The sequence below is a fragment of the Streptomyces sp. NPDC003038 genome, assembly GCF_040611115.1.
In the GTDB taxonomy this organism is placed as follows: Bacteria; Actinomycetota; Actinomycetes; order Streptomycetales; family Streptomycetaceae; genus Streptomyces.
In genome coordinates this window covers 107,936-125,305 of sequence record NZ_JBEXNN010000002.1, presented here as the reverse complement: position 1 = coordinate 125,305, position 17,370 = coordinate 107,936, and the positions used below count along the sequence as shown (strand labels likewise).

Annotated in this window: 18 protein-coding genes and 1 tRNA gene; 6 read left to right on the top strand and 13 right to left on the bottom strand. The window is 72.4% G+C overall.

Features of this window, described 5'->3' with window-relative positions; genetic code table 11:
- Positions 1–42 precede the first annotated feature (42 nt).
- Positions 43–645: a DUF4352 domain-containing protein gene (locus ABZX75_RS03245; RefSeq protein ID WP_355407264.1), complete on the bottom strand. Its 603-nt coding sequence runs from the start codon at positions 643–645 to the stop codon at positions 43–45.
- A gap of 110 nt (positions 646–755) precedes the next feature.
- A complete protein-coding gene (locus ABZX75_RS03240) occupies positions 756–938 on the bottom strand; it encodes a hypothetical protein (RefSeq protein ID WP_355407262.1) in 183 nt (60 codons plus the stop codon).
- A 206-nt stretch (positions 939–1,144) separates the two neighbouring features.
- On the opposite strand from ABZX75_RS03240, the gene ABZX75_RS03235 reads away from it, so the two are divergent.
- Entirely contained in the window at positions 1,145–1,417 is a 273-nt protein-coding gene (locus tag ABZX75_RS03235; protein WP_355407260.1) for a hypothetical protein, read from the top strand.
- 144 nt (positions 1,418–1,561) lie between these two features.
- Here ABZX75_RS03235 and ABZX75_RS03230 read toward each other — a convergent pair whose 3' ends face one another.
- The 6 genes from ABZX75_RS03230 to ABZX75_RS03205 all read right to left on the bottom strand — a co-directional run bounded on the left by ABZX75_RS03230 (position 1,562) and on the right by ABZX75_RS03205 (position 4,099).
- The gene (locus ABZX75_RS03230; RefSeq protein ID WP_355407258.1) at positions 1,562–1,819 is read right to left on the bottom strand and encodes a hypothetical protein; all 258 of its coding nucleotides are present in this window, start codon (positions 1,817–1,819) and stop codon (positions 1,562–1,564) included.
- A gap of 23 nt (positions 1,820–1,842) precedes the next feature.
- Entirely contained in the window at positions 1,843–2,178 is a 336-nt protein-coding gene (locus ABZX75_RS03225) for a DUF6233 domain-containing protein (protein ID WP_355407256.1), read from the bottom strand.
- A 257-nt stretch (positions 2,179–2,435) separates the two neighbouring features.
- Positions 2,436–2,747 (bottom strand): hypothetical protein, encoded by a 312-nt coding sequence (locus ABZX75_RS03220; RefSeq protein ID WP_355407254.1) that lies wholly within the window; start codon positions 2,745–2,747, stop codon positions 2,436–2,438.
- 490 nt (positions 2,748–3,237) lie between these two features.
- Positions 3,238–3,311 (bottom strand) — tRNA-Trp (locus ABZX75_RS03215).
- 54 nt (positions 3,312–3,365) lie between these two features.
- On the bottom strand, positions 3,366–3,620 hold the full coding sequence (locus ABZX75_RS03210) for an ankyrin repeat domain-containing protein (RefSeq protein ID WP_355407920.1): 255 nt from the start codon (positions 3,618–3,620) through the stop codon (positions 3,366–3,368).
- A complete protein-coding gene (locus ABZX75_RS03205) occupies positions 3,566–4,099 on the bottom strand; it encodes a hypothetical protein (protein ID WP_355407252.1) in 534 nt (177 codons plus the stop codon). The genes ABZX75_RS03210 and ABZX75_RS03205 overlap by 55 nt, the downstream gene beginning before the upstream one ends.
- Before the next feature lie 128 nt (positions 4,100–4,227).
- Here ABZX75_RS03205 and ABZX75_RS03200 point away from each other — a divergent pair, with 128 nt between their 5' ends.
- The 4 genes from ABZX75_RS03200 (at position 4,228) to ABZX75_RS03185 (ending at position 8,608) form a co-directional block, all read left to right on the top strand.
- Positions 4,228–4,740 (top strand): hypothetical protein, encoded by a 513-nt coding sequence (locus ABZX75_RS03200; protein ID WP_355407250.1) that lies wholly within the window; start codon positions 4,228–4,230, stop codon positions 4,738–4,740.
- A 106-nt stretch (positions 4,741–4,846) separates the two neighbouring features.
- On the top strand, positions 4,847–6,187 hold the full coding sequence (locus ABZX75_RS03195) for a glycoside hydrolase family 18 protein (protein WP_355407249.1): 1,341 nt from the start codon (positions 4,847–4,849) through the stop codon (positions 6,185–6,187).
- A gap of 169 nt (positions 6,188–6,356) precedes the next feature.
- Positions 6,357–7,724: a serpin family protein gene (locus ABZX75_RS03190; RefSeq protein ID WP_355407248.1), complete on the top strand. Its 1,368-nt coding sequence runs from the start codon at positions 6,357–6,359 to the stop codon at positions 7,722–7,724.
- The gene (locus ABZX75_RS03185) at positions 7,721–8,608 is read left to right on the top strand and encodes an aldo/keto reductase (RefSeq protein WP_355407246.1); all 888 of its coding nucleotides are present in this window, start codon (positions 7,721–7,723) and stop codon (positions 8,606–8,608) included. Before ABZX75_RS03190 ends, ABZX75_RS03185 begins: the two co-directional genes overlap by 4 nt.
- Here ABZX75_RS03185 and ABZX75_RS03180 read toward each other — a convergent pair.
- From ABZX75_RS03180 to ABZX75_RS03160, 5 genes are all read right to left on the bottom strand, one after another.
- Positions 8,570–9,619 (bottom strand): PfkB family carbohydrate kinase, encoded by a 1,050-nt coding sequence (locus ABZX75_RS03180; RefSeq protein WP_355407244.1) that lies wholly within the window; start codon positions 9,617–9,619, stop codon positions 8,570–8,572. The genes ABZX75_RS03185 and ABZX75_RS03180 overlap by 39 nt on opposite strands.
- Complete coding sequence (locus ABZX75_RS03175; RefSeq protein WP_355407242.1) at positions 9,616–10,266, bottom strand: bifunctional 4-hydroxy-2-oxoglutarate aldolase/2-dehydro-3-deoxy-phosphogluconate aldolase; 651 nt, start codon at positions 10,264–10,266, stop codon at positions 9,616–9,618. The genes ABZX75_RS03180 and ABZX75_RS03175 overlap by 4 nt, the downstream gene beginning before the upstream one ends.
- A 228-nt stretch (positions 10,267–10,494) precedes the next feature.
- The gene (locus ABZX75_RS03170; protein ID WP_355407240.1) at positions 10,495–11,544 is read right to left on the bottom strand and encodes an ABC transporter ATP-binding protein; all 1,050 of its coding nucleotides are present in this window, start codon (positions 11,542–11,544) and stop codon (positions 10,495–10,497) included.
- The gene (locus ABZX75_RS03165; protein ID WP_355407238.1) at positions 11,541–13,232 is read right to left on the bottom strand and encodes an iron ABC transporter permease; all 1,692 of its coding nucleotides are present in this window, start codon (positions 13,230–13,232) and stop codon (positions 11,541–11,543) included. Before ABZX75_RS03165 ends, ABZX75_RS03170 begins: the two co-directional genes overlap by 4 nt.
- A 6-nt stretch (positions 13,233–13,238) precedes the next feature.
- Complete coding sequence (locus ABZX75_RS03160; protein WP_355407236.1) at positions 13,239–14,258, bottom strand: iron ABC transporter substrate-binding protein; 1,020 nt, start codon at positions 14,256–14,258, stop codon at positions 13,239–13,241.
- Between the two features lie 243 nt (positions 14,259–14,501).
- Between ABZX75_RS03160 and ABZX75_RS03155 the strand changes: the two genes are divergently transcribed.
- Positions 14,502–17,306: an AMP-binding protein gene (locus ABZX75_RS03155; protein ID WP_355407234.1), complete on the top strand. Its 2,805-nt coding sequence runs from the start codon at positions 14,502–14,504 to the stop codon at positions 17,304–17,306.
- The last annotated feature ends 64 nt before the right edge of the window (positions 17,307–17,370 follow it).

The following is a 17,370-nucleotide window of genomic DNA, read 5'->3' as shown; positions in this document are numbered from 1 at the left end:
CCCCGCAGCCAGTCAGCTGCGGGGGCTCTCAGAGGTTCTGGGTCAGGACACGTCGCCCCGCACGGCCTTCCCGATCAGCCCGTCGGTGTACGTCACGGACTTCGGGGTGAACGTACCCTTGCCGGTGATCGCGCCGGTCGCGTTCTCGCCCGGCGCCAGCTCCATGGTGGCCATCTGGTCCTCGTCGGCACCAAGTTCGGCGTTGTGCTTGGTGCCGTTGGTGTCGGTGATCGCGAAGTACAGCGGGTTGACGTTGATCGGCTTGCTGCTGTTGTTGGTGATGGTCACCGTCACGCTCGTGTAGTCGTCACCCTGCGCGATGATCGACTTCTTGAACGTCGCCTTCTTCGCCGACACCTCCACCCCGGCCTTCTTCTCCTGAGGCGACGGCGACTGTGGCTGCTCCGGAGCCTTCGGGGGAGCAGACGACGCGGCGGCCGGCGGCGCGGCCGGGTCCTTCGCCGCGTTGTCGGTGGTGGCGCCGCCGAAAAGCGACCCCAAGATGCCGAGGAGTACGACGAACCCGACGACACCGAGGCATGAGAAGCCGACGATCTTCCCCGTGTTGGACTTCTTCGGCTCCGGGGGCGGGTACCCGTATCCGGGCGGGGGCTGCTGACCGGGCGGCGGGAACTGCTGCGACATGTGGGCCCCCAGTGGAAGGTGCGAATCCGGTCACCGTATGGGCGCGTGGGCCACAAGGTGCGGCAGTAGCCGAACCGTGACATTCGAAGGTTCAACGACCCCGCACGCGCCTACGCCGCGGACAACCGCATGCCGAGCCGGGCTAGCAGTTCCAGCGCGGCCATCTTCAGGTCGTCGGCTCCGTTGGCGAGCCGGCCAAGGAGCGCGACGAGCGCGTCGGCCTCGCCGCGGGTGAGGAGCGGGAGCCCGGCGCCGGGCTCGTCCATCAGGGCGTCGATCTCATCGAAGGTCACCCCCCGGTAACCGGGTCGGGCTGCTACCGGTCACGGCGGGGACTCACCCCAGACGGTGGGCCTGCCGCCCCCCACATGATGGGCGGCCAGTCGGCCTCGTCCTCCTAGCCGGCCCGCCGCAGGAGCGCCACACCCCCGGGATGCGCACACGCGTCAGCCGGGTGAACCTGGAGGAGATCCCGACCCCTCACACACCAGGGATAGTCATGATCAAGAAGCTGCACGAGATGGGCATGCGAAGCGAGCACGCGTACATGGCAGCGTTCGCCTCGATCGGTCTTTCCATCGCCACATGGGCGACGTCCCTCAAGGCCGAATCGGGGGCCGGCATCGCTCGCGCCGACCGGTGGGGAATTTTCGTTGGCGAGTGGGCCCCCACCTTCTTCGGGCTCGGCCTGGCCCTGTCCCACTACGAGCAGTCGGAGGGCACCCTCCTCGCCAGCGTCAGTGACATCCGCGAGGAACGCGCGGCCATGTAAACGCAACCCGTTGTTGGCGCCCGTGCCACACTGGGTGCAGCAACTGACCCGGTCGCATGGCCGGTGTAGGCCGCTTCCGCGACTGTCGGGACCAGCATGGCCTGCTGCCAGGCCCGCCCTCGGGTGACAGCCCCCGAAGACGCCTCAGCCCCCACCCTCCTCGGGTGGGGGCTCTTCGCTGTCCTCGTACACGTGCGGCCTGCCGCCCTGCCAGGCGATGGCCGGCGAGTCGCCGAGGACCAGGCCGTCCGGGTCGGGGACGTCGATGCGCCGCAGGAACTCGATCAGGTCCCGGTCGCTGTAGGCGACGCCGAGGACGGTGTCGATGCCGCGGATCCGGATCACGACCCGTCGCCCGCCCGTGGCGGAGATGCGGTGTACGAGGATCGGCGCGTGGTCCATCCCTCCAGCCTGCGACGCAGTGTTCAGTCCAGCACGCCGAGTGCGGTGTCCGGCCGGCAGTGGGTGCAGGCTTCGACGCCTTCGGCGAGTGCCCGGCGGGCGACGTCCCGGTCCGCGGGCGTGCACCGTTTCTTCGTGTCCCAGCAGCCGCCAACGTGGACACGGACCGCGGCCCGGCCGACGCCGATGCCGTGCTCGATCAGCCAGGCAGGCGGCGGAGGCGGCGGTAGGCGTGCGACCTCGGCGGCCAGGCGCCGCTCCTCCGCCGCGATCCAGCCGCGGGTCCGCTCCAGGTCACCGACCTGCACCCGCTCCAGGAAGCGGAGGAGACCGAGGCGGGAAGGCGGCGGATCGGACACAAGTTCGATTCTACGCCGCGCGGGCGGGCCTGTTGTCAGTGGGTGGGTCTAGCGTGGACACATCATCCGCGCACTCCCCGAGTACGCGGGGATGCTGCGGGCTGCAGCTGCACGATCCCGCCCCACCGGACCCCACACGGGACAGCGCCCGGCGGGGCGGAGGTGCGTCAGGCCTCAGGCGGCGCCGGATGCCGCGTCGCCCCTAGACTCCCGCCCCTCCCGTCGCCGCCGCAGCGGGAGAGGCGGGTACTAGCTGACTAGAGCGCGGTAACGATGGCATCGAGACCGCCTCGGCCGCCACGCGTCCAAGGTCCAGTCACACTCCACCCAGCAGCGTGCAGCGCCGCCTCACATAGCTCCGGCCGGACCTCGCCCCGCGGTGCCGGCAGCTTCAGGTAAAGCAGATTCTCCCCCTCGTCGAAATGCCCGCCGTACTGGCGGACATGCAGGTGAAGGCCGTCCGGGCCGCAGTACGCCTCGGCGCGCACGAGCAGTCGAGAGAACGGCTCCAGCGGCATGCCGCGGGTGAATGGGGTGAAGTCGCTGGGCGGAAAGCCGTCATCGCCCACGTCCCAGCGCTGCCGCCACAGACCATCGCGGATCCGATTACCCAGTCTGACGCGAGCTTCAGCGATCCATGGAGGCGTAGCAGGTCGCACTTACTAGACACTTAGACCTCAAGATCGTTTTGTCTGCGGGATACATCCCGCTTTTGGTGATCTTGATTGATCGGTCGGCCAGTAGGCGACAGACCGAAGGCGTGCGGACGCCTTGCCTGGCGCCCCTCAAAACGTGTCGGGTGGCCGGGAGGCGTGGGGCCATCGCCCGCGACCCGACACAGAGCGGTCCCCCTGCTATCACCGCAGGGGGGCCGCTCAGGCCGTGGCTGACCTGTCGTTTCCCCCCTCTCCCGTAGGAGATATTGGGGGGACGCGAATCGACCAACAGTCTCCCAGGAGACTCCAACAGATTCCAAGCAGAGTCCAGACACAGAGCAACGCCCAGGCGAGAGAAGGGCTCTCACCTGGGCGTTTGTGGCAAAGCCGCTGATGAACACAGCAGGGGCGGCAGGATTCGAACCTGCGGCCTTCGGTTTTGGAGACCGGCGCTCTGACCAGCTGAGCTACACCCCTTCGGCGAGACCAACCATGACATGCCGCGGGCTGAAGATCCACCGAATTCGTTGATCAACCGGGTGGAAGTTCCGCGCGGGTGTGCGCGCCGCAGGCTGTCAGCCATGCGGTCAGGTCGGCATTCTTACTGGCCAACGCCATGTCCAGCGGGGTCAGTCCGTCGTAGCCGATCCAGTCGATGTCCGCCCCCTGGGACAACAGGTATCGGGCGGTGGGGAGCCGGCCGCCGTGGCAGGCGCCCCATAAGGCGATGGTCACATCCTCTGCGGAGACACCCGCCGCGAGGAATTCCTCGACCCGGTCGAGCAGGCCGAGGGTGGCGGCGTCCTGGAGGCTCGGGCGGGCGCCGTGGTCGAGCAGTCGGCGTGCCGCCTGCCACTGGCCGAAACCGCACGCGTCCGCGAGCGGTGCGCCGCCGCCGAGACGGCGCCCGGGGCCTCGATGTCGGCTCCCGCGGCGACGAGGGCGTCGATCGCGGCCACGTCGTCGTTGCTCGCGGCCCAGTGCAGCGGTGTTTCGGCGTGCGCTCCGACGAAGCGGGCTCCCGGGTCGGCTCCGGCGGCGACCAGGGTCCGGATCACCTCTGCGGCGCGGGGGTAACGGCCCGGCCAGTCGGTGGCGATGTGCAGCAGGCTGCGCCTGCCCGCGCCCGCGCCGCGCTGGACGATCCGGACGGCCGCGAGTCCGGGGTGCCTGTCCAGGAGCCGCCGCAGTCCGGCCGGGTCACCGCCCCGGATCGCGGCCGTGACGGCGACGGCGAGCGGGTCGCCGGATGCGAGGGACTCCATGGACCGTCCTTCCGTGGGCCTGGCGACCAGCCTACGAGGCCTTGCGCGCCCGGCGGCCCGCAGGGTGGCGCGACCCGCACGTGCGGAGGATCGTGGAGAGCGTGACCCGTGGGACAGGAGATTGCGCCATGCCCCGACATCCGGAACGGAGGCCGGCAGGGCGAGGGCCGGGTCGGCGCCGCCTGCGGGGCGGCCTCGCCGCGCTCGCGCTCCTCGCCCCCGCCCTGCTGGGCGTAGCTCCCGGCGGCTCCGGGGAGACCATCTCCCTCTCCGGCATCGAGCCTGGTGAGCGGCTCGACGTGACCCTGGTGCGTGTCGTCGACCCCACCGGCCCCGCCCCGGACGACTCCGACCGGCTGGTCGCCGTGCAGTTCCACCTGGAGAACACCGGGACCGCCGTGTACGAGGACTCCCCCGCGGCCTCGGCTCACCTGCTGGACTCCGAAGGGCAGCGGTTCGGCGGCCTCAACGTCGCCACCGCGGCCGGCCCGGGCTTCCCCGACACCGTCTTCCTCAAGCCGGACGGAACGGCGCTCGGCTTCGTGACGTTCCGGCTCCCGCAGGACGCCGACCCCGCCGCAGTCCAGTTCGCGCTGAACGGCGGCCTCGCCGACGACGTCGGCCAATGGAGCCTGCCGTAGCGCCGACTTTCGGCCACCCCCTTGACCGCTCTGGTCCAGACCAATAGTTTCCGCATGCACAGCGCACGCGCACTCACCACACTCCCCGCATCCGCAAAGGAAGCCCATGCGCCGCAGCATGCTCGGCAGGCTGGCCGTCGCCGCCTGTTCCTTCTCCCTGCTGGCCGTCCTCGCGCCCGCCGCCGGCGCGCACGACGGCAGTGGTCACGAGGGCGGCGGTCACGGCCGCTCGCACAAGAAGGTCGGCTACTTCACCCAATGGGGCGTCTACGGACGGGACTTCCAGGTCCAGGACCTCGATGCGAACGGCTCGGCCGGCAAGCTCACCCACATCAACTACGCCTTCGGCAACGTCAGTGCGGACGGCAAGTGCTTCACCGGTAACGTGCCGGGCGAGGCAGACGCATGGGCGGACTATGTCCGCCCGCTCGACGCCGAGAACTCGGTCGACGGCGTGGCCGACAGCTGGGAGCAGCCGCTCGCCGGAAACTTCAACCAGCTGCGCGAGCTGAAGGCCAAGCACCCGGGGCTCAAGGTGCTGATCTCGCTGGGTGGTTGGAGCTGGTCCACGCACTTCTCGGATGCCGCGCTGACCCCCGCGTCCCGCAAGGCCTTCGTACGGTCCTGCATCGACCTCTACATCAAGGGTGATCTGCCGCAGGACGGAACCCGCGGCGGGGCGGGCGCGGCCGCCGGTGTCTTCGACGGGATCGACCTCGACTGGGAGTGGCCCGGCTCGGCCGGTGACACCGATACGAAGTTCCGTCCGGAGGACAAGCACAACTTCACCGAGCTGGTGCGGGAGTTCCGCACGCAGCTCGACGCGTACGGACGGGCCCAGAAGAAGAAGACCAGGTACGAGCTGACGGCCTTCGTCCCGACCGCCCCCGCCAAGATCGACGCGGGCTTCGACGTCCGCCGCATCATGCGCGATCTCGACTTCGTGACCCTCCAGGGTTATGACTTCCACGTCTCCGGCGAGAAGACGACCGCCCAGCAGTCCGCGCTCTACGCCCGGGGCGATTTCAGCGTCCACGGCACGGTGGAGGCCTGGCAGCGGCGCGGCGCCCCCGCGCACAAGCTCGTGATGGGCATGCCCTTCTACGGGCAAGGATGGACCGGGGTCGGCGGCGGCGGGGACGGGATGGGGCAGCCCGCGGCCGGCCCTGCCCCGGCCACCTGGTCCGCCGGGTACGAGGACTACAAGGCGCTGAAGACGCTGGCCGATTCGGGGACCTACAAGGTCTTCCGCGACCGGCGGGGCGGTCACGCCTGGCTCTTCGACGGCACCACCCTGTGGACGTACGACGACCCGCAGGTACTGCGCGCCAAGACCGGCTACATCCGCGAACAGGGCCTGGGCGGCGCCATGTTCTGGTCCCTGGACGGGGACACCGCCGACGGCGAGCTGATGACGGCCGTCGACCGAGGCCTGCGCGGCCGCTGAACCGCTCCCCGGCCGGCCCACTCGGCCGGCCACCCAACCGGCGAAGACCGCCACCCAGCCGGCCGAAGACCGGCCACGCGACCGGCCACTTGACCGGCCACTTGACCGGCGCCGCCGGGCCGCGGACTCCATCCGGCCCGGTGGCGCCCCTCCACGTACGCTCCCCCGCATGAGGAATTCGACGGTACGGGCGGTCAACCGCCTCACGAAGCACTGGGCCGCGAAGGCCCCGGCCGGGGCCGGGGGCACGGTCTTCACTGCGGCCGGGGTCTGGCCGCTGCTCGCCCTCCTGGCCGACGGCTCGGCCGGCCGGGCCCGCGCCGAACTCGCGCAGGTCCTGGGCATATCGGCCGAGGACGCCGCCGAGGCCGCCCGGGAGCTGCTGGCCGCGCTGGACGGCGTACGGGATCTGCGGTCGGCCACCGGAGTGTGGGCGAAGTCAGGCCTCCCCCTGGAGGAGCGCTGGTCGGCCCGCCTGCCGGATGGCTCCCGGGGAGTGCTGACCGGCGACGCGGACACCGACCGCAAGGCCGTGGACGCCTGGGCATCGGAGCGGACCGACGGCCTGATCAGGCACATGCCGGTCTCCCTCCGGCAGGACACGCGGCTGATCCTCGCCTCGGCGCTCGCCCTGCGGCTGAAGTGGGCGGAACCCTTCATGGAGCGGCCGGTCCCGGCGCAGGAGGGGCCGTGGGCGGGGCGCACGCTGCGCGGCCTGTCCCGTTCCACCGGTTCACTCGACCGCATCCGGGTGGCACAGGGCCGCACCGGCCCGGTCACGGCCCTGGAGGTTCCGGGCACCGGTGACGTGGACGTCCACCTGCTCCTCGGCGACCCGGTGAGCCCGCCCGGTGACGTACTGGCGACCGGAATCTCGGTGATCACGGGAGACGTGCCGTCCGTCGACGGAACCGGGCTCCCGGAGAGCAATGCGGGTCCGGATCATGGTCCGGATCATGGTCCGGATCATGGTCCGGATCAGGACACGGATCAGGGCCCCGGCCCCGGCCCCGGCCCCGGTCCCGGTCCCGGTCCCGGACTGACGGTCAGCACCGTCGACTCACGCAGCCCGCACCCCCTGCTGCGCATCGACACCGTGGCCTTCTCGCTGCTCGCCGAACACGATCTGCTGGAGAACGCCTCGGTGTTCGGGCTGGAAACCGCGACGGACCAGGGACACGGGCACTTCCCCGGGATCAGCTCCGAGCCGCTGGCCATCGGTTCCGCACGCCAGTCGGCCCTGGCCCGCTTCCACGCCGCGGGTTTCGAGGCCGCGGCGGTCACCGCCGTCGCGGCGCGGCCCGGCTGCGCCCCGCCGCCGGCGAGCCACCGTGCCCGCCGCGTCGAGGTCTCCTTCCGCCGCCCCTTCGGCTTCCTCGCCGTCCACCGCACCTCCCGGCTGGTCCTCGCCGCGGGCTGGGTCGCCGACCCGCTCCCGTACGAGGGCCGGGGAGCAGCGGCCAGAACGGCCCGGCCGGCCCCCGCCCAAGAGGCCCCTACCAGCGGGTACGGGGTCCGTGCGAGAGTGCCCGAATGACATACGGCAAGATCACCGCGGCCGCCTCGGGCACCTGGAAACTCGGCGACCTCACCGTCAACCGGATGGGCTTCGGCGCGATGCGGCTGACGCACCTCGCCGACGGCTCCCCCAGCGACCGGGAGCGGGTGACGGGCGTGCTGCGGCGGGCCGTCGAGCTCGGGGTCAACCACATCGACACCGCCGCCTTCTACTTCTCCCAGCTGCGCTCGGCCAACGAGCTGATCAACCGGGCGCTCGCCCCGTACGCCGACGAGCTGGTCATCACCACCAAGGTCGGGCCGGGCCGGGACGCGGCCGGAGAGTGGTGGTGGGCCGAGCCCGGGCAGCTGCGGGGGCAGGTGGAGGAGAATCTGCGTCAGTTGGGCCGGGACCACTTGGACGTGGTCAACCTGCGCGTCAAGCGCCGGGAGACCACCGGCTCGATAGCCGAGCACTTCGGGGCGCTCGCCGAGCTCCGCACGGCGGGGCTGATCCGGCACCTGGGGATCTCGAACGCCCGGCCCGACCACCTCGCCGAGGCGCAGGCCATCGCGCCCGTGGTCTGCGTGCAGAACCCGTACGGGGTCGGCTCCCCGGCCGAGGACCACGCCTTCCTCGACGCGTGCGGGGAGGCGGGCGTCGCCTTCGTGCCCTTCTTCGCCATCGCGGGCGCGGGCAAAGAGGCGGGGGCGAGCACGGACGACACTCCTCAGGTGCGCGCCGTGGCCGAGTCCCACGGGGTGTCCGCGGCGCAGCTGCGGCTCGCGTGGACGCTGAACCGCGGGCCGCACGTCCTCGCCATCCCGGGCACCGGCAACCCGGACCACCTGGTGGAGAACATCGCCGCTGGTGCGATCGAGCTCTCACCGCAGGACATCACCCTCCTGTCGTCGGCCGGGTGAGGCGCGACGGGCCGCGTCAGCCCGGGCGGCACCGCGCCCGGCGTGCGCGGCGGCCAGGGCCGCCGTCTGTGCGAAGGAGGGCACGCGTCCGGTGCCGCCGCGCCCGGAAACGGAGAGGGAGGCCGCCGCCAGGCCGTACGCCACCGCGTCCGAGAGGGTGTCGCCCAGCGCCAGCCGGGCGGTGGTGGTGCCGGTGAAGCAGTCCCCGGCGCCGGTCGCGTCGACCGGATCGGGGTTCGCGGGCACGGGGTGGTACGTCGTGCTCGCGCCGTCCTCCAGCAGCAGCGGGCCGGTGCCCGCGGTGACGGCGACCGTACGGGCGCCGAGCGCGCGGTAGCCGGCCACCGCGGTGCGCGGGTCGTCGGTGCCGGCCAGCGCCAGCGCGTCGGCCGGGCAGGAGCTCTTGAGCAGGCCGGTCAACGGGGCGATCCGGGCCAGCAGTTCCCGGGCTTGGGCCCGAGTGGTGAGGCGGGAGCGGAAGTTGGCGTCGTACGAGACGTGTCCGCCGGCCTCGTGGACGGCCTCGGCGGCGGCCAGCACGGCGTCGCGGCCGGCGGGGGTCAGGGCGCCGGTGATCCCGCTGGTGATGAGCGCCTTCGCATGGGTCAGCAGCGCCCGCCAGGAGTCGATGTGCCGGAGGCCGAGGGTGGAACCGGCGCTGCGGGTGCGCCAGTAGACGAACTCGCGGTCGCCCTCGGTGTCGGCGGCGAGCAGGTAGGCGCCGTTCGGCCGTGCGGCGCGGCGTACGTGCGAGACGTCCACCCCCAGCTCGGCGGCGCGGCGCAGCAGCGGGACGCTGAGCGCGTCGTCTCCGACGACGGCGAGCAGGGCGGTGCGGGCCCCGGCGGCCGCCGCGGCTGCCGCGGCGTTGAGGGCGTCACCGGAGTAGGAGATCCGGGCTCCGGTGCCGTCGGCGGCGTCCCGCAGGGCGGTGTCCGCGTGGATCTCGACGAGGACTTCGCCGAGTACGAGTACGTCGTACCCGGCCGGGGCGGCGGCAGCCGCGGTCACCGCCCGCCCTCCGTGGCGGGGGCCGCGCACCGGGCGCAGCACGGGCGAGCCAACGCGGCGAACAAGGCGGCCAGTTCGGCGGGATCGACCGGCAGGCCGCCGCCGATGCCCACGGCGCCCGCGCCCGCGGCGAGCCAGTCACGGGCCTCGCCGGGCAGGATTCCGCCGGTCGGGATGATCAGCGCCTCGGGGAGGACGGCCTTGAGGGAGCGGATGAACGGCGGCCCGCCGACGTGGGCCGGAAAGACCTTCGCGGCGCCTGCGTAGCGGGCGGCGGAGGCGATCTCGCCCGGGGTGAACCCGCCCTCGATGAAGGCTGTTCCACGGCGTGCGGCTACCTCGCGGACCTCGGGGGCGGGGTACGGGGAGACCAGGAAGGCGGCGCCCGCGTCCAGGGCGGCTTCGGCCTGCGCGGTGGTCGTGACGGTGCCGACGCCGATGAGGGCGGAGCGGCCGTACGCGTCGGCGAGGGGAGCGGTGCGGGCGACGGCTTCGGTCCAGCCGGGGGTGGAGGTGGTCAGCTCGACGGCGCGGCAGCCGGCGGCGAGCAGGGCGGTGGTGTGGCGGACAGCCTCGTCGGCGTCGGCGTCGCGCAGTACGGGAAGCAGGCGCTGGGCGGCTATCACCGCGTACGGATGGCAGGACAAGAAGCCTCCCTGGGTTCCACGTAGTGGAACTCGATGCCGTGTACCGGAACCAAGTGGTCGAGACCCTACCCAGGCAGGGCGTTGCCGTGTCAACGGAAGAAGCCGGGAGCGGTGTGCGCGGGGGCCGGACTTCGGCGGCCGGGTCCGCGCCGGAGAAGTCCCTCGCATCCTGGAGGCGGTGGCGGCGCCCGAGTGAGCCGGCTCGGACTCGCGCGCCGCGCCCTGCGGTCAGGCGCCGGCCGGGTGCAAGGTGGCCTCTCCGGTGACCCCGACGCCGGTGCGCCCGCCGGGGCGTACCGGCGCCGGACCGGACACCCGGACGTCGACCGGCTCCGCCATGCCGTCCACGGCGACGGTGACCATGGCGTCGTGGCCGTAGAAGCGGACGCTGGTCACCGTGCCCGTGGCCGCCGCCGAGGCGGCGTCACTCAGCCGGAGCTGTTCCGGCCGCAGCAGCACCAGCCCCTCCCGCAGGCCGCCCTCGGGCGCGCCCACCAGCGGGACGCGTCCGAGGGCGGTGGTCGCCGCGCCCCGGTCCGCGGTGCCGGGGACCATCACCGCGTCGCCCACGAACGTGGCCACCCACGGGTCCGCCGGGCGGTGGTAGACGTCCTCGGGGGTGCCGCACTGCGCCACCCGGCCCTCCCGCACGACGGCGACGAGGTCCGCCGTGGACAGGGCCTCCTGCTGGTCGTGGGTGACCATGACGGCGGTGGCCCCGGTGGCCTGCAGGGCGGCCCGCACGTCGGCCCGTACGCCGGTCCGCAGGGCGCTGTCTAGGGCGTTGAACGGCTCGTCCAGCAGCACCAGTTGGGGCTGCGGGGCGAGTGCGCGGGCGAGGGCGACGCGCTGCTGCTGGCCGCCGGACAGTTCGTGCGGCATGCGGTCGCCGTAGCCGGCGAGCCCGACCAGCTCCAGCATCTCCTCGACGCGTGGGCGGCGGGCGCCGCGGTCGAGGCCGGTCAGGCCGAAGGCGATGTTGCGGGCCACGCCGAGGTGCGGGAAGAGGGCGCCTTCCTGGGGGACGATGCCGATGCGGCGGCGCTCGGGCGGGAGATGGACGCCGGGCCCGCCGAGGGTGCGGCCGCCGATGGCGACGGTGCCCGCGTCCGCGCGCAGGAAGCCCGCGACGATGCGCAGCAGCGTGGTCTTGCCGCAGCCCGAGGGGCCCAGGACGGCCGTCAGCGAGCCGGCGGGGACGGTGAGGTCGAGTCCGTCGAGGACGGTGGCACCGCCGCCGTACGCCTTGGTCAGTCCCGTGATCTGCAGATCGCTCATGTGCGGTGCCTTCCGAGAAGGTAGGACGGGACGGCGGCCAGCAGGATCAGCGCCGCGGCATAGGGCGCGGCGGCGGCGAACGATCCGGTTCCGGTCTCGGTCCAGAGGCGTGTGGCCAGGGTGTCCATGCCGGTGGGGCGCAGCACGAGCGTCGCGGGGAGTTCCTTCATGCACACGACGAAGGTCAGCGCGGCGCCGGCGGCGACGCCGGGGGCCGCCAGCGGCACGGTGATCTCGCGCAGCACGCGCAGCGGGCTGCGGCCGAGCGAGCGGGCGACGTCCTCGAGCACCGGCGGGGACTGGAGTACCGCGGCTCGGGTGGCGGCTACCGCGACGGGCAGGAACAGTACGGCGTACGCGCAGACCAGGAGCGGGAGCTCCTGGTAGAGGGGCTCGGCGTAGCGGACGGCGAAGAAGACCAGGGACAGCGCGACGGTGATGCCCGGGAGCGCGTGGCCCGCGTAGGCGGACTGTTCCAGGAGGTGCGCCGTTCGGCCGCGGTGGCGGGCCGCGATCACCCCGACCGGCAGGGCGAGCAGGGTGGTGAGCGCGGCGCCCGCGGCGGCGACCCCGAGCGTCGTGCCCGCGGTGTCGAGGAGGGCCGCCGGGTTCCAGGTCGCGGAGTTCCCTACGGCCAGCCAGTACGCGAGCGTGGCCAGCGGGGTGAGGACGGCGACGGCCGTGACGGCCGTGCACCACGCCAGCGCGGGCGCCCGCCATTGGCCCAGCGGCAGCGGGAGCGCCGGGCGCGCGGTGCCCGCGCCGGTGCGGGCGTGGCCCGCGCGGCCGCGGGTGCGGGCCTCCGCGGCGACGAGTGCGACGGTCATCACCACGAGGACGACGCTGAGCGCGGCGGCGGGAGTGCGGTCGAAGCTCGCCCGGTAGGAGGTGTAGATGCCGCGGGTGAAGGTGTCGTACCGCATCAGGGACACCGCCCCGAAGTCGGAGAACACGTACAGCGCGACGAGTACGGCCCCGCCGGCGGCCGCGGGGCGCACCTGCGGCAGTGTGACGCGCAGGAAGGTCCGCACCGGCCCGTGGCCGAGCGAGCGGGAGACCTCCTCCTGCGCCGGATCGGTGCCGCGCAGCGCGGCCGCGACGGGCAGGTAGACGTACGGGAAGCTCACCAGGGTCAGCGCGAGGGCCGCGCCGGTGAAGCCCGCGAGGCCGGGGAGGACGGACAGCCAGGCGAAGGCGGCGACGTAACTGGGCACGGCCAGCGGCAGGGTGACCAGGACCGACCAGGCGCGGGCGCCGGGCAGGGCCGTACGCACGGTGAGCCAGGCCAGCGATACGCCCAGCAGCAGGCAGGCGGTCACGACGACTGCGGCGAGGCCGAGGCTCCGGCCGAGCAGCTGGGCGGTGCGCTCGTTGGCGATGACGTCCCAGGCGAAGGCGGGGCCTCGCTCCAGGGAGCGGACCGCGAGGTATCCGAGGGGCAGCAGCGCGAAGACCGCGGCGACGGCCGCGGGGACCAACAGGGCGGCGGACGGACGGCGTTCGGCGCGCAGGCGCCCGGCCGGCGAGGCGGCGCCGGCCGGGCGGGCGAGCGGGGAAGCGGCGAGACCCGCCGACGCCGCGGGACCCACCGACGCCGCGGGACCCACCGGTGCGGCGAGGCCAGTCGGCGCGACGCGGTCAGTCGGCGCCGGCGCATCCGCGGGCGCGACGGGATCCGGGGAGTGCATGACGGCTCAGACCATCCCGACGTCCTGCAGCATCTTCAGGGTCTCCTGAAGGGATTCGAGCTTGCCGAGGTCGATCTTCGGGGCGTCCAGGGAAGCCAGCGGCGGGAGGTCCTTGACCGAGCTGGTCACTCCGGCGGCCAGCGGGTATTCCTTGGTGTCGTCGGCGAAATACTTCTGCGCCTTCTCCGAGAGCAGGAAATCGACAGCTTTCTGTGCCACCGGGGCCTGCGTGGTGCCCTTGACGATGCCTACGCCGGCCACGTTGACGAGTGCTCCCGGGTCACCGCCCGGCAGGAAGTGAATCCTGGAGCGGACCTTGTCCTCGCCCTTCTCGGCGACCTGCTCGTACCAGTAGTAGTGGTTGACCAGGCCGAGGGAGACTTCGCCCTTGCCGACGCCGTCCAGCACCTTGAGGTTGTTGTCGTACACCTTCGGCTCGTTGGCCTTGAGGCCCTTGAGCCAGGTGCGGGTGGCGTCGTCGCCCTCCAGGACGCGCATGCCGGTGACGAAGGCCTGGAAGGAGGCGTTGGTCGGGACGTAGCCGATCTTGCCCTTCCACTCCGGCTTGACCAGGTCGTGCACGCTGTCCGGCACCTTGGCGACCTGGCCCGGGTGGTACGCGAGGACGCGGACGCGTCCGGAGGTGCCGACCCAGTCGCCCGCACCGCCGCGGAACGCCTGGTCGACCTTGTCCAGCGACTCCTGGGGCAGCTTCTCCAGCAGGCCCTTGCCGGAGAGCGCGCCGAGGGCTCCGGCGTCCTGCGAGAAGAACAGGCCCGCCTTGGTCTTGCCGCCCTCCTCCTGGATCTGGGCCGCCAGTTCGGCGCTCTCGCCGTAGCGGACGGCGACGGTGGTGCCGACGGCCTTCTCCAGCTCGTCGAGGAGGGGCTTGACCAACTTCTCGTTGCGGCCTGAATAGATCACCAGTCCGGCGTCGTCCTCGTCGCTGCCGCAGCCTGCGACGGCGGGGAGGAGAAGCGCTGCCGCGAAGAGCGCGGACAGCCGTCGGGCCAAGGGGCGTCGCATGGGATGCCTTCCTGCGTGTGCAGCGTGTGCGGCGTGGTCACAGCGAGCAGCGTGAACCTGTGAATGCCCAATAAGTAAGGTAAAGCTAACCTAAAGGTCAAGAGTGACGCACGCAACGTTTTGATCGCGTCGAACAGGCGGCGGAGCCGACCCTACAGGTGTATTTCCTATGGATCTTCAATGGGCAGGATGTGACATCTCTGTGACTATGCCGTGAGGTAAGCCTTTCCTAAGATGCGCTGCGTGATAGCCGATTCCGGCCTGCTCCCAGGCGCACAGACCGTCCCGTTCGCAGTCGGCCTCGCCGGCCACGGCGACCGCACGGCGGTCCTCACCCCGGACGGGCCGGTGACTTACACCGAGCTCGCCGAGCGCGTGGGCGCGACCGCCCGCCGCCTCGGCCCGCACCGCCGCCTGGTCCTGCTCGTCGGCGCCAACACACTCGGCGCGCTCGTCGTCCACCTCGCGGCCCTCGCCGCCGGGCACCCCGTCCTGCTGGTGCCGGGCGACCATCCCGAAGCCGTGCAGTCGCTCATCGACGCGTACGACCCGGACGTGGTGGCACGCCCCGACGGCGGCGAGTGGGTTCTCGACGAGCGGCGCCCGGTCTCGGCGCACGTCCTGCACCCGGACCTCGCCCTGCTGCTGAGTACTTCCGGTTCGACCGGATCGCCCAAACTCGTCCGGCTCTCGCACGAGAACCTGCAGGCCAACGCGGAATCGATCGCCGCGTACCTGGGCATCGTGGACACCGACCGCGCCGCCACCACCCTGCCCATGCACTACTGCTACGGCCTCTCCGTCATCCACAGCCATCTGCTGCGCGGCGCCGGCCTGATCCTCACCGACCTGTCGGTCGCCGACCCCTGCTTCTGGGAGCTGTTCAGGTCCGGCCGCGGATCGACCTTCGCGGGCGTCCCGTACACCTTCGACCTGCTCGACCGGGCCGGCTTCGCCACGATGGAACTGCCCCACCTGCGCTACGTGACCCAGGCGGGCGGGCGGCTCGCGCCCGACCGGGTCAAGCGGTACGCCGCTCTGGGCCGGGCCGCGGGCTGGGACCTGTTCGTGATGTACGGCCAGACCGAGGCGACGGCCCGCATGGCCTACCTCCCTCCGGCCCTCGCCGAGACCCGCCCCGAAGCCGCCGGAGTCGCCGTCCCCGGCGGTTCCTTCCGCCTGCGGCCGCTGCCGGACTGGCCCGGCGAGGACACCGGCGAGCTGGTGTACGCCGGACCCAACGTCATGCTGGGCTACGCCCACACCCCTCGGGACCTCGGACTGGGCCGGACGGTGGACGAGCTGCACACCGGCGACATCGCCCGGCTCGCAGCGGACGGGCTCTACGAAATCGTCGGCCGCCGCAGCCGGTTCGTGAAGATCCTCGGCCTCCGGATCGACCCCGGACAGGTCGAGGCGCTGCTCGCCCGGCACGGCTTCACCGCCCTGTGCGCCGGCGACGACGAAGCCCTCGCCATCGCCGCCCTGGGCTCCGGTGCCATCGGTCCCGCCGAACTCGCCCCCGCGGGAGTCGGTCCCGACGAACTCCCTCCCGCAGGAATCGGTCCCGCCGAGATCAGCCCCGACGAGATCGGTCCCGACCCTGTCCGTGCCGGCGGCATACCCGCCGGTGCTTCGGACGCGCGCCGGATCCGGAAACTCGTGACGAGCGAGTGCGGTCTGCCGGCGCACGCGGTCCGGGTCCGCGTGCTGTCCGAGCTCCCCCGCCTGCCGACGGGCAAGCCCGACTACCGGGCCGTACGCGAGTCGGCCCGCCCCGCCCGCGAGGCCGCGGCGAGGCCGGCGCCCGCCCCCGGCGCCACCCCCGAAGCCCTGTGCGCCCTGTACGCGCTGATCCTCGACCGGTCCCCGGCCGACGTGACGCGGGACAGCTCCTTCGTCAGCCTGGGCGGGGACTCGCTCTCGTACGTGGAGATGTCACTCCACCTGGAGGAGCGGCTCGGCCACCTGCCGCCGAACTGGCACACGACGCCGATCCGTGAACTCAAGGCCCCGGAGCGCACGACGCCCTCCCGCGGCCGCGCCCTGGAGACCGGGGTCGCGCTGCGCGCCATGGCGATCTTCTGCATCGTCGGCTCCCACATCCACGTCTTCGGGATCAAGGGCGGCGCGCACCTGCTGCTCGCCCTCGCGGGATACAACTTCGCCCGCTTCCACCTGACCACCACCGAACGGCGCGAGCGGATCCGCCGGGTCTGGATCAGCATCGCCCGCGTCGCGCTGCCGAGCATGGCCTGGATCGGCTTCGTCCGCCTCTTCTCCGACGACTACACCCTGGCCAATCTCCTGCTGCTCGACAGCGTCCTGGGGCCTCCGGACAGCAAGACGGGCATGCACTTCTGGTTCATCGAGGCCCTCGTCTACATCCTGATCGCCGCCGTCGCCGTCCTCAGCCTGCCCGTCGTGGACCGGGCCGAGCGCCGCTTCCCGTACGCGCTGCCCCTGTCGCTGGCCGCCGTGGGTCTGCTCACCCGGTACGACCTCCTCGGCCTGCCCGACCGTACGCGCATCCCGGACGCGATCACCGTCTTCTGGCTGTTCGCGCTGGGCTGGGCCGCGGCGAAGGCCGGTACCGTACGCCGGCGCCTCGCGGTCACGGCCGTTGCGCTGGCCACGGTGCCCGGCTTCTTCCCCGGCGACCCGGGGCGGGAGGCGATCATCGTCGCCGGATTCGCGCTCCTGGTGTGGGTCCCGGCCCTGCCGAGCCGGGAGCGGATCAACCGAATGGCGGGTTTCCTGGCGACAAGTTCGCTGTACATCTACCTGACCCACTGGCAGATCTTCCCGCTCATCGACGGCTTCTCCCGGCATCTGGCGTTCCTCGCCTCGCTCCTCTTCGGCGTCGCCTACGCCACCGCCGCGACCCGCTTGATGCGGGCGCTGCCTTCGCCGCGCCACTGGCGGCCGGTGCGCCCCGCCCGTCCCGGATCGGGCCGTTTCAGCGCCGCCCGCCTCACCCGGCCGGCCGCGCCCGTGACGTCGTCGGCACGCCGGGCGCACCCACTTCCTGATAAGTGTTCCGGATAACTGTTATCGAGGCGGCCCTCGATGGTCTCCGAAGCATTGGGCATCATCGACCGCCGGTACGGAC

Bases quoted from the DNA above. Each gene is read 5' to 3' on its own strand.
- ABZX75_RS03190 (WP_355407248.1), top strand. From the start codon at position 6,357: ATGAGGAATTCGACGGTACGGGCGGTCAACCGCCTCACGAAGCACTGG.
- ABZX75_RS03185 (WP_355407246.1), top strand. From the start codon at position 7,721: ATGACATACGGCAAGATCACCGCGGCCGCCTCGGGCACCTGGAAACTC.
- ABZX75_RS03195 (WP_355407249.1), top strand. From the start codon at position 4,847: ATGCGCCGCAGCATGCTCGGCAGGCTGGCCGTCGCCGCCTGTTCCTTC.
- ABZX75_RS03230 (WP_355407258.1), bottom strand. From the start codon at position 1,819: ATGGACCACGCGCCGATCCTCGTACACCGCATCTCCGCCACGGGCGGG.
- ABZX75_RS03245 (WP_355407264.1), bottom strand. From the start codon at position 645: ATGTCGCAGCAGTTCCCGCCGCCCGGTCAGCAGCCCCCGCCCGGATAC.
- ABZX75_RS03170 (WP_355407240.1), bottom strand. From the start codon at position 11,544: ATGAGCGATCTGCAGATCACGGGACTGACCAAGGCGTACGGCGGCGGT.
- ABZX75_RS03160 (WP_355407236.1), bottom strand. From the start codon at position 14,258: ATGCGACGCCCCTTGGCCCGACGGCTGTCCGCGCTCTTCGCGGCAGCG.
- ABZX75_RS03200 (WP_355407250.1), top strand. From the start codon at position 4,228: ATGCCCCGACATCCGGAACGGAGGCCGGCAGGGCGAGGGCCGGGTCGG.
- ABZX75_RS03235 (WP_355407260.1), top strand. From the start codon at position 1,145: ATGATCAAGAAGCTGCACGAGATGGGCATGCGAAGCGAGCACGCGTAC.
- ABZX75_RS03165 (WP_355407238.1), bottom strand. From the start codon at position 13,232: ATGCACTCCCCGGATCCCGTCGCGCCCGCGGATGCGCCGGCGCCGACT.
- ABZX75_RS03205 (WP_355407252.1), bottom strand. From the start codon at position 4,099: ATGGAGTCCCTCGCATCCGGCGACCCGCTCGCCGTCGCCGTCACGGCC.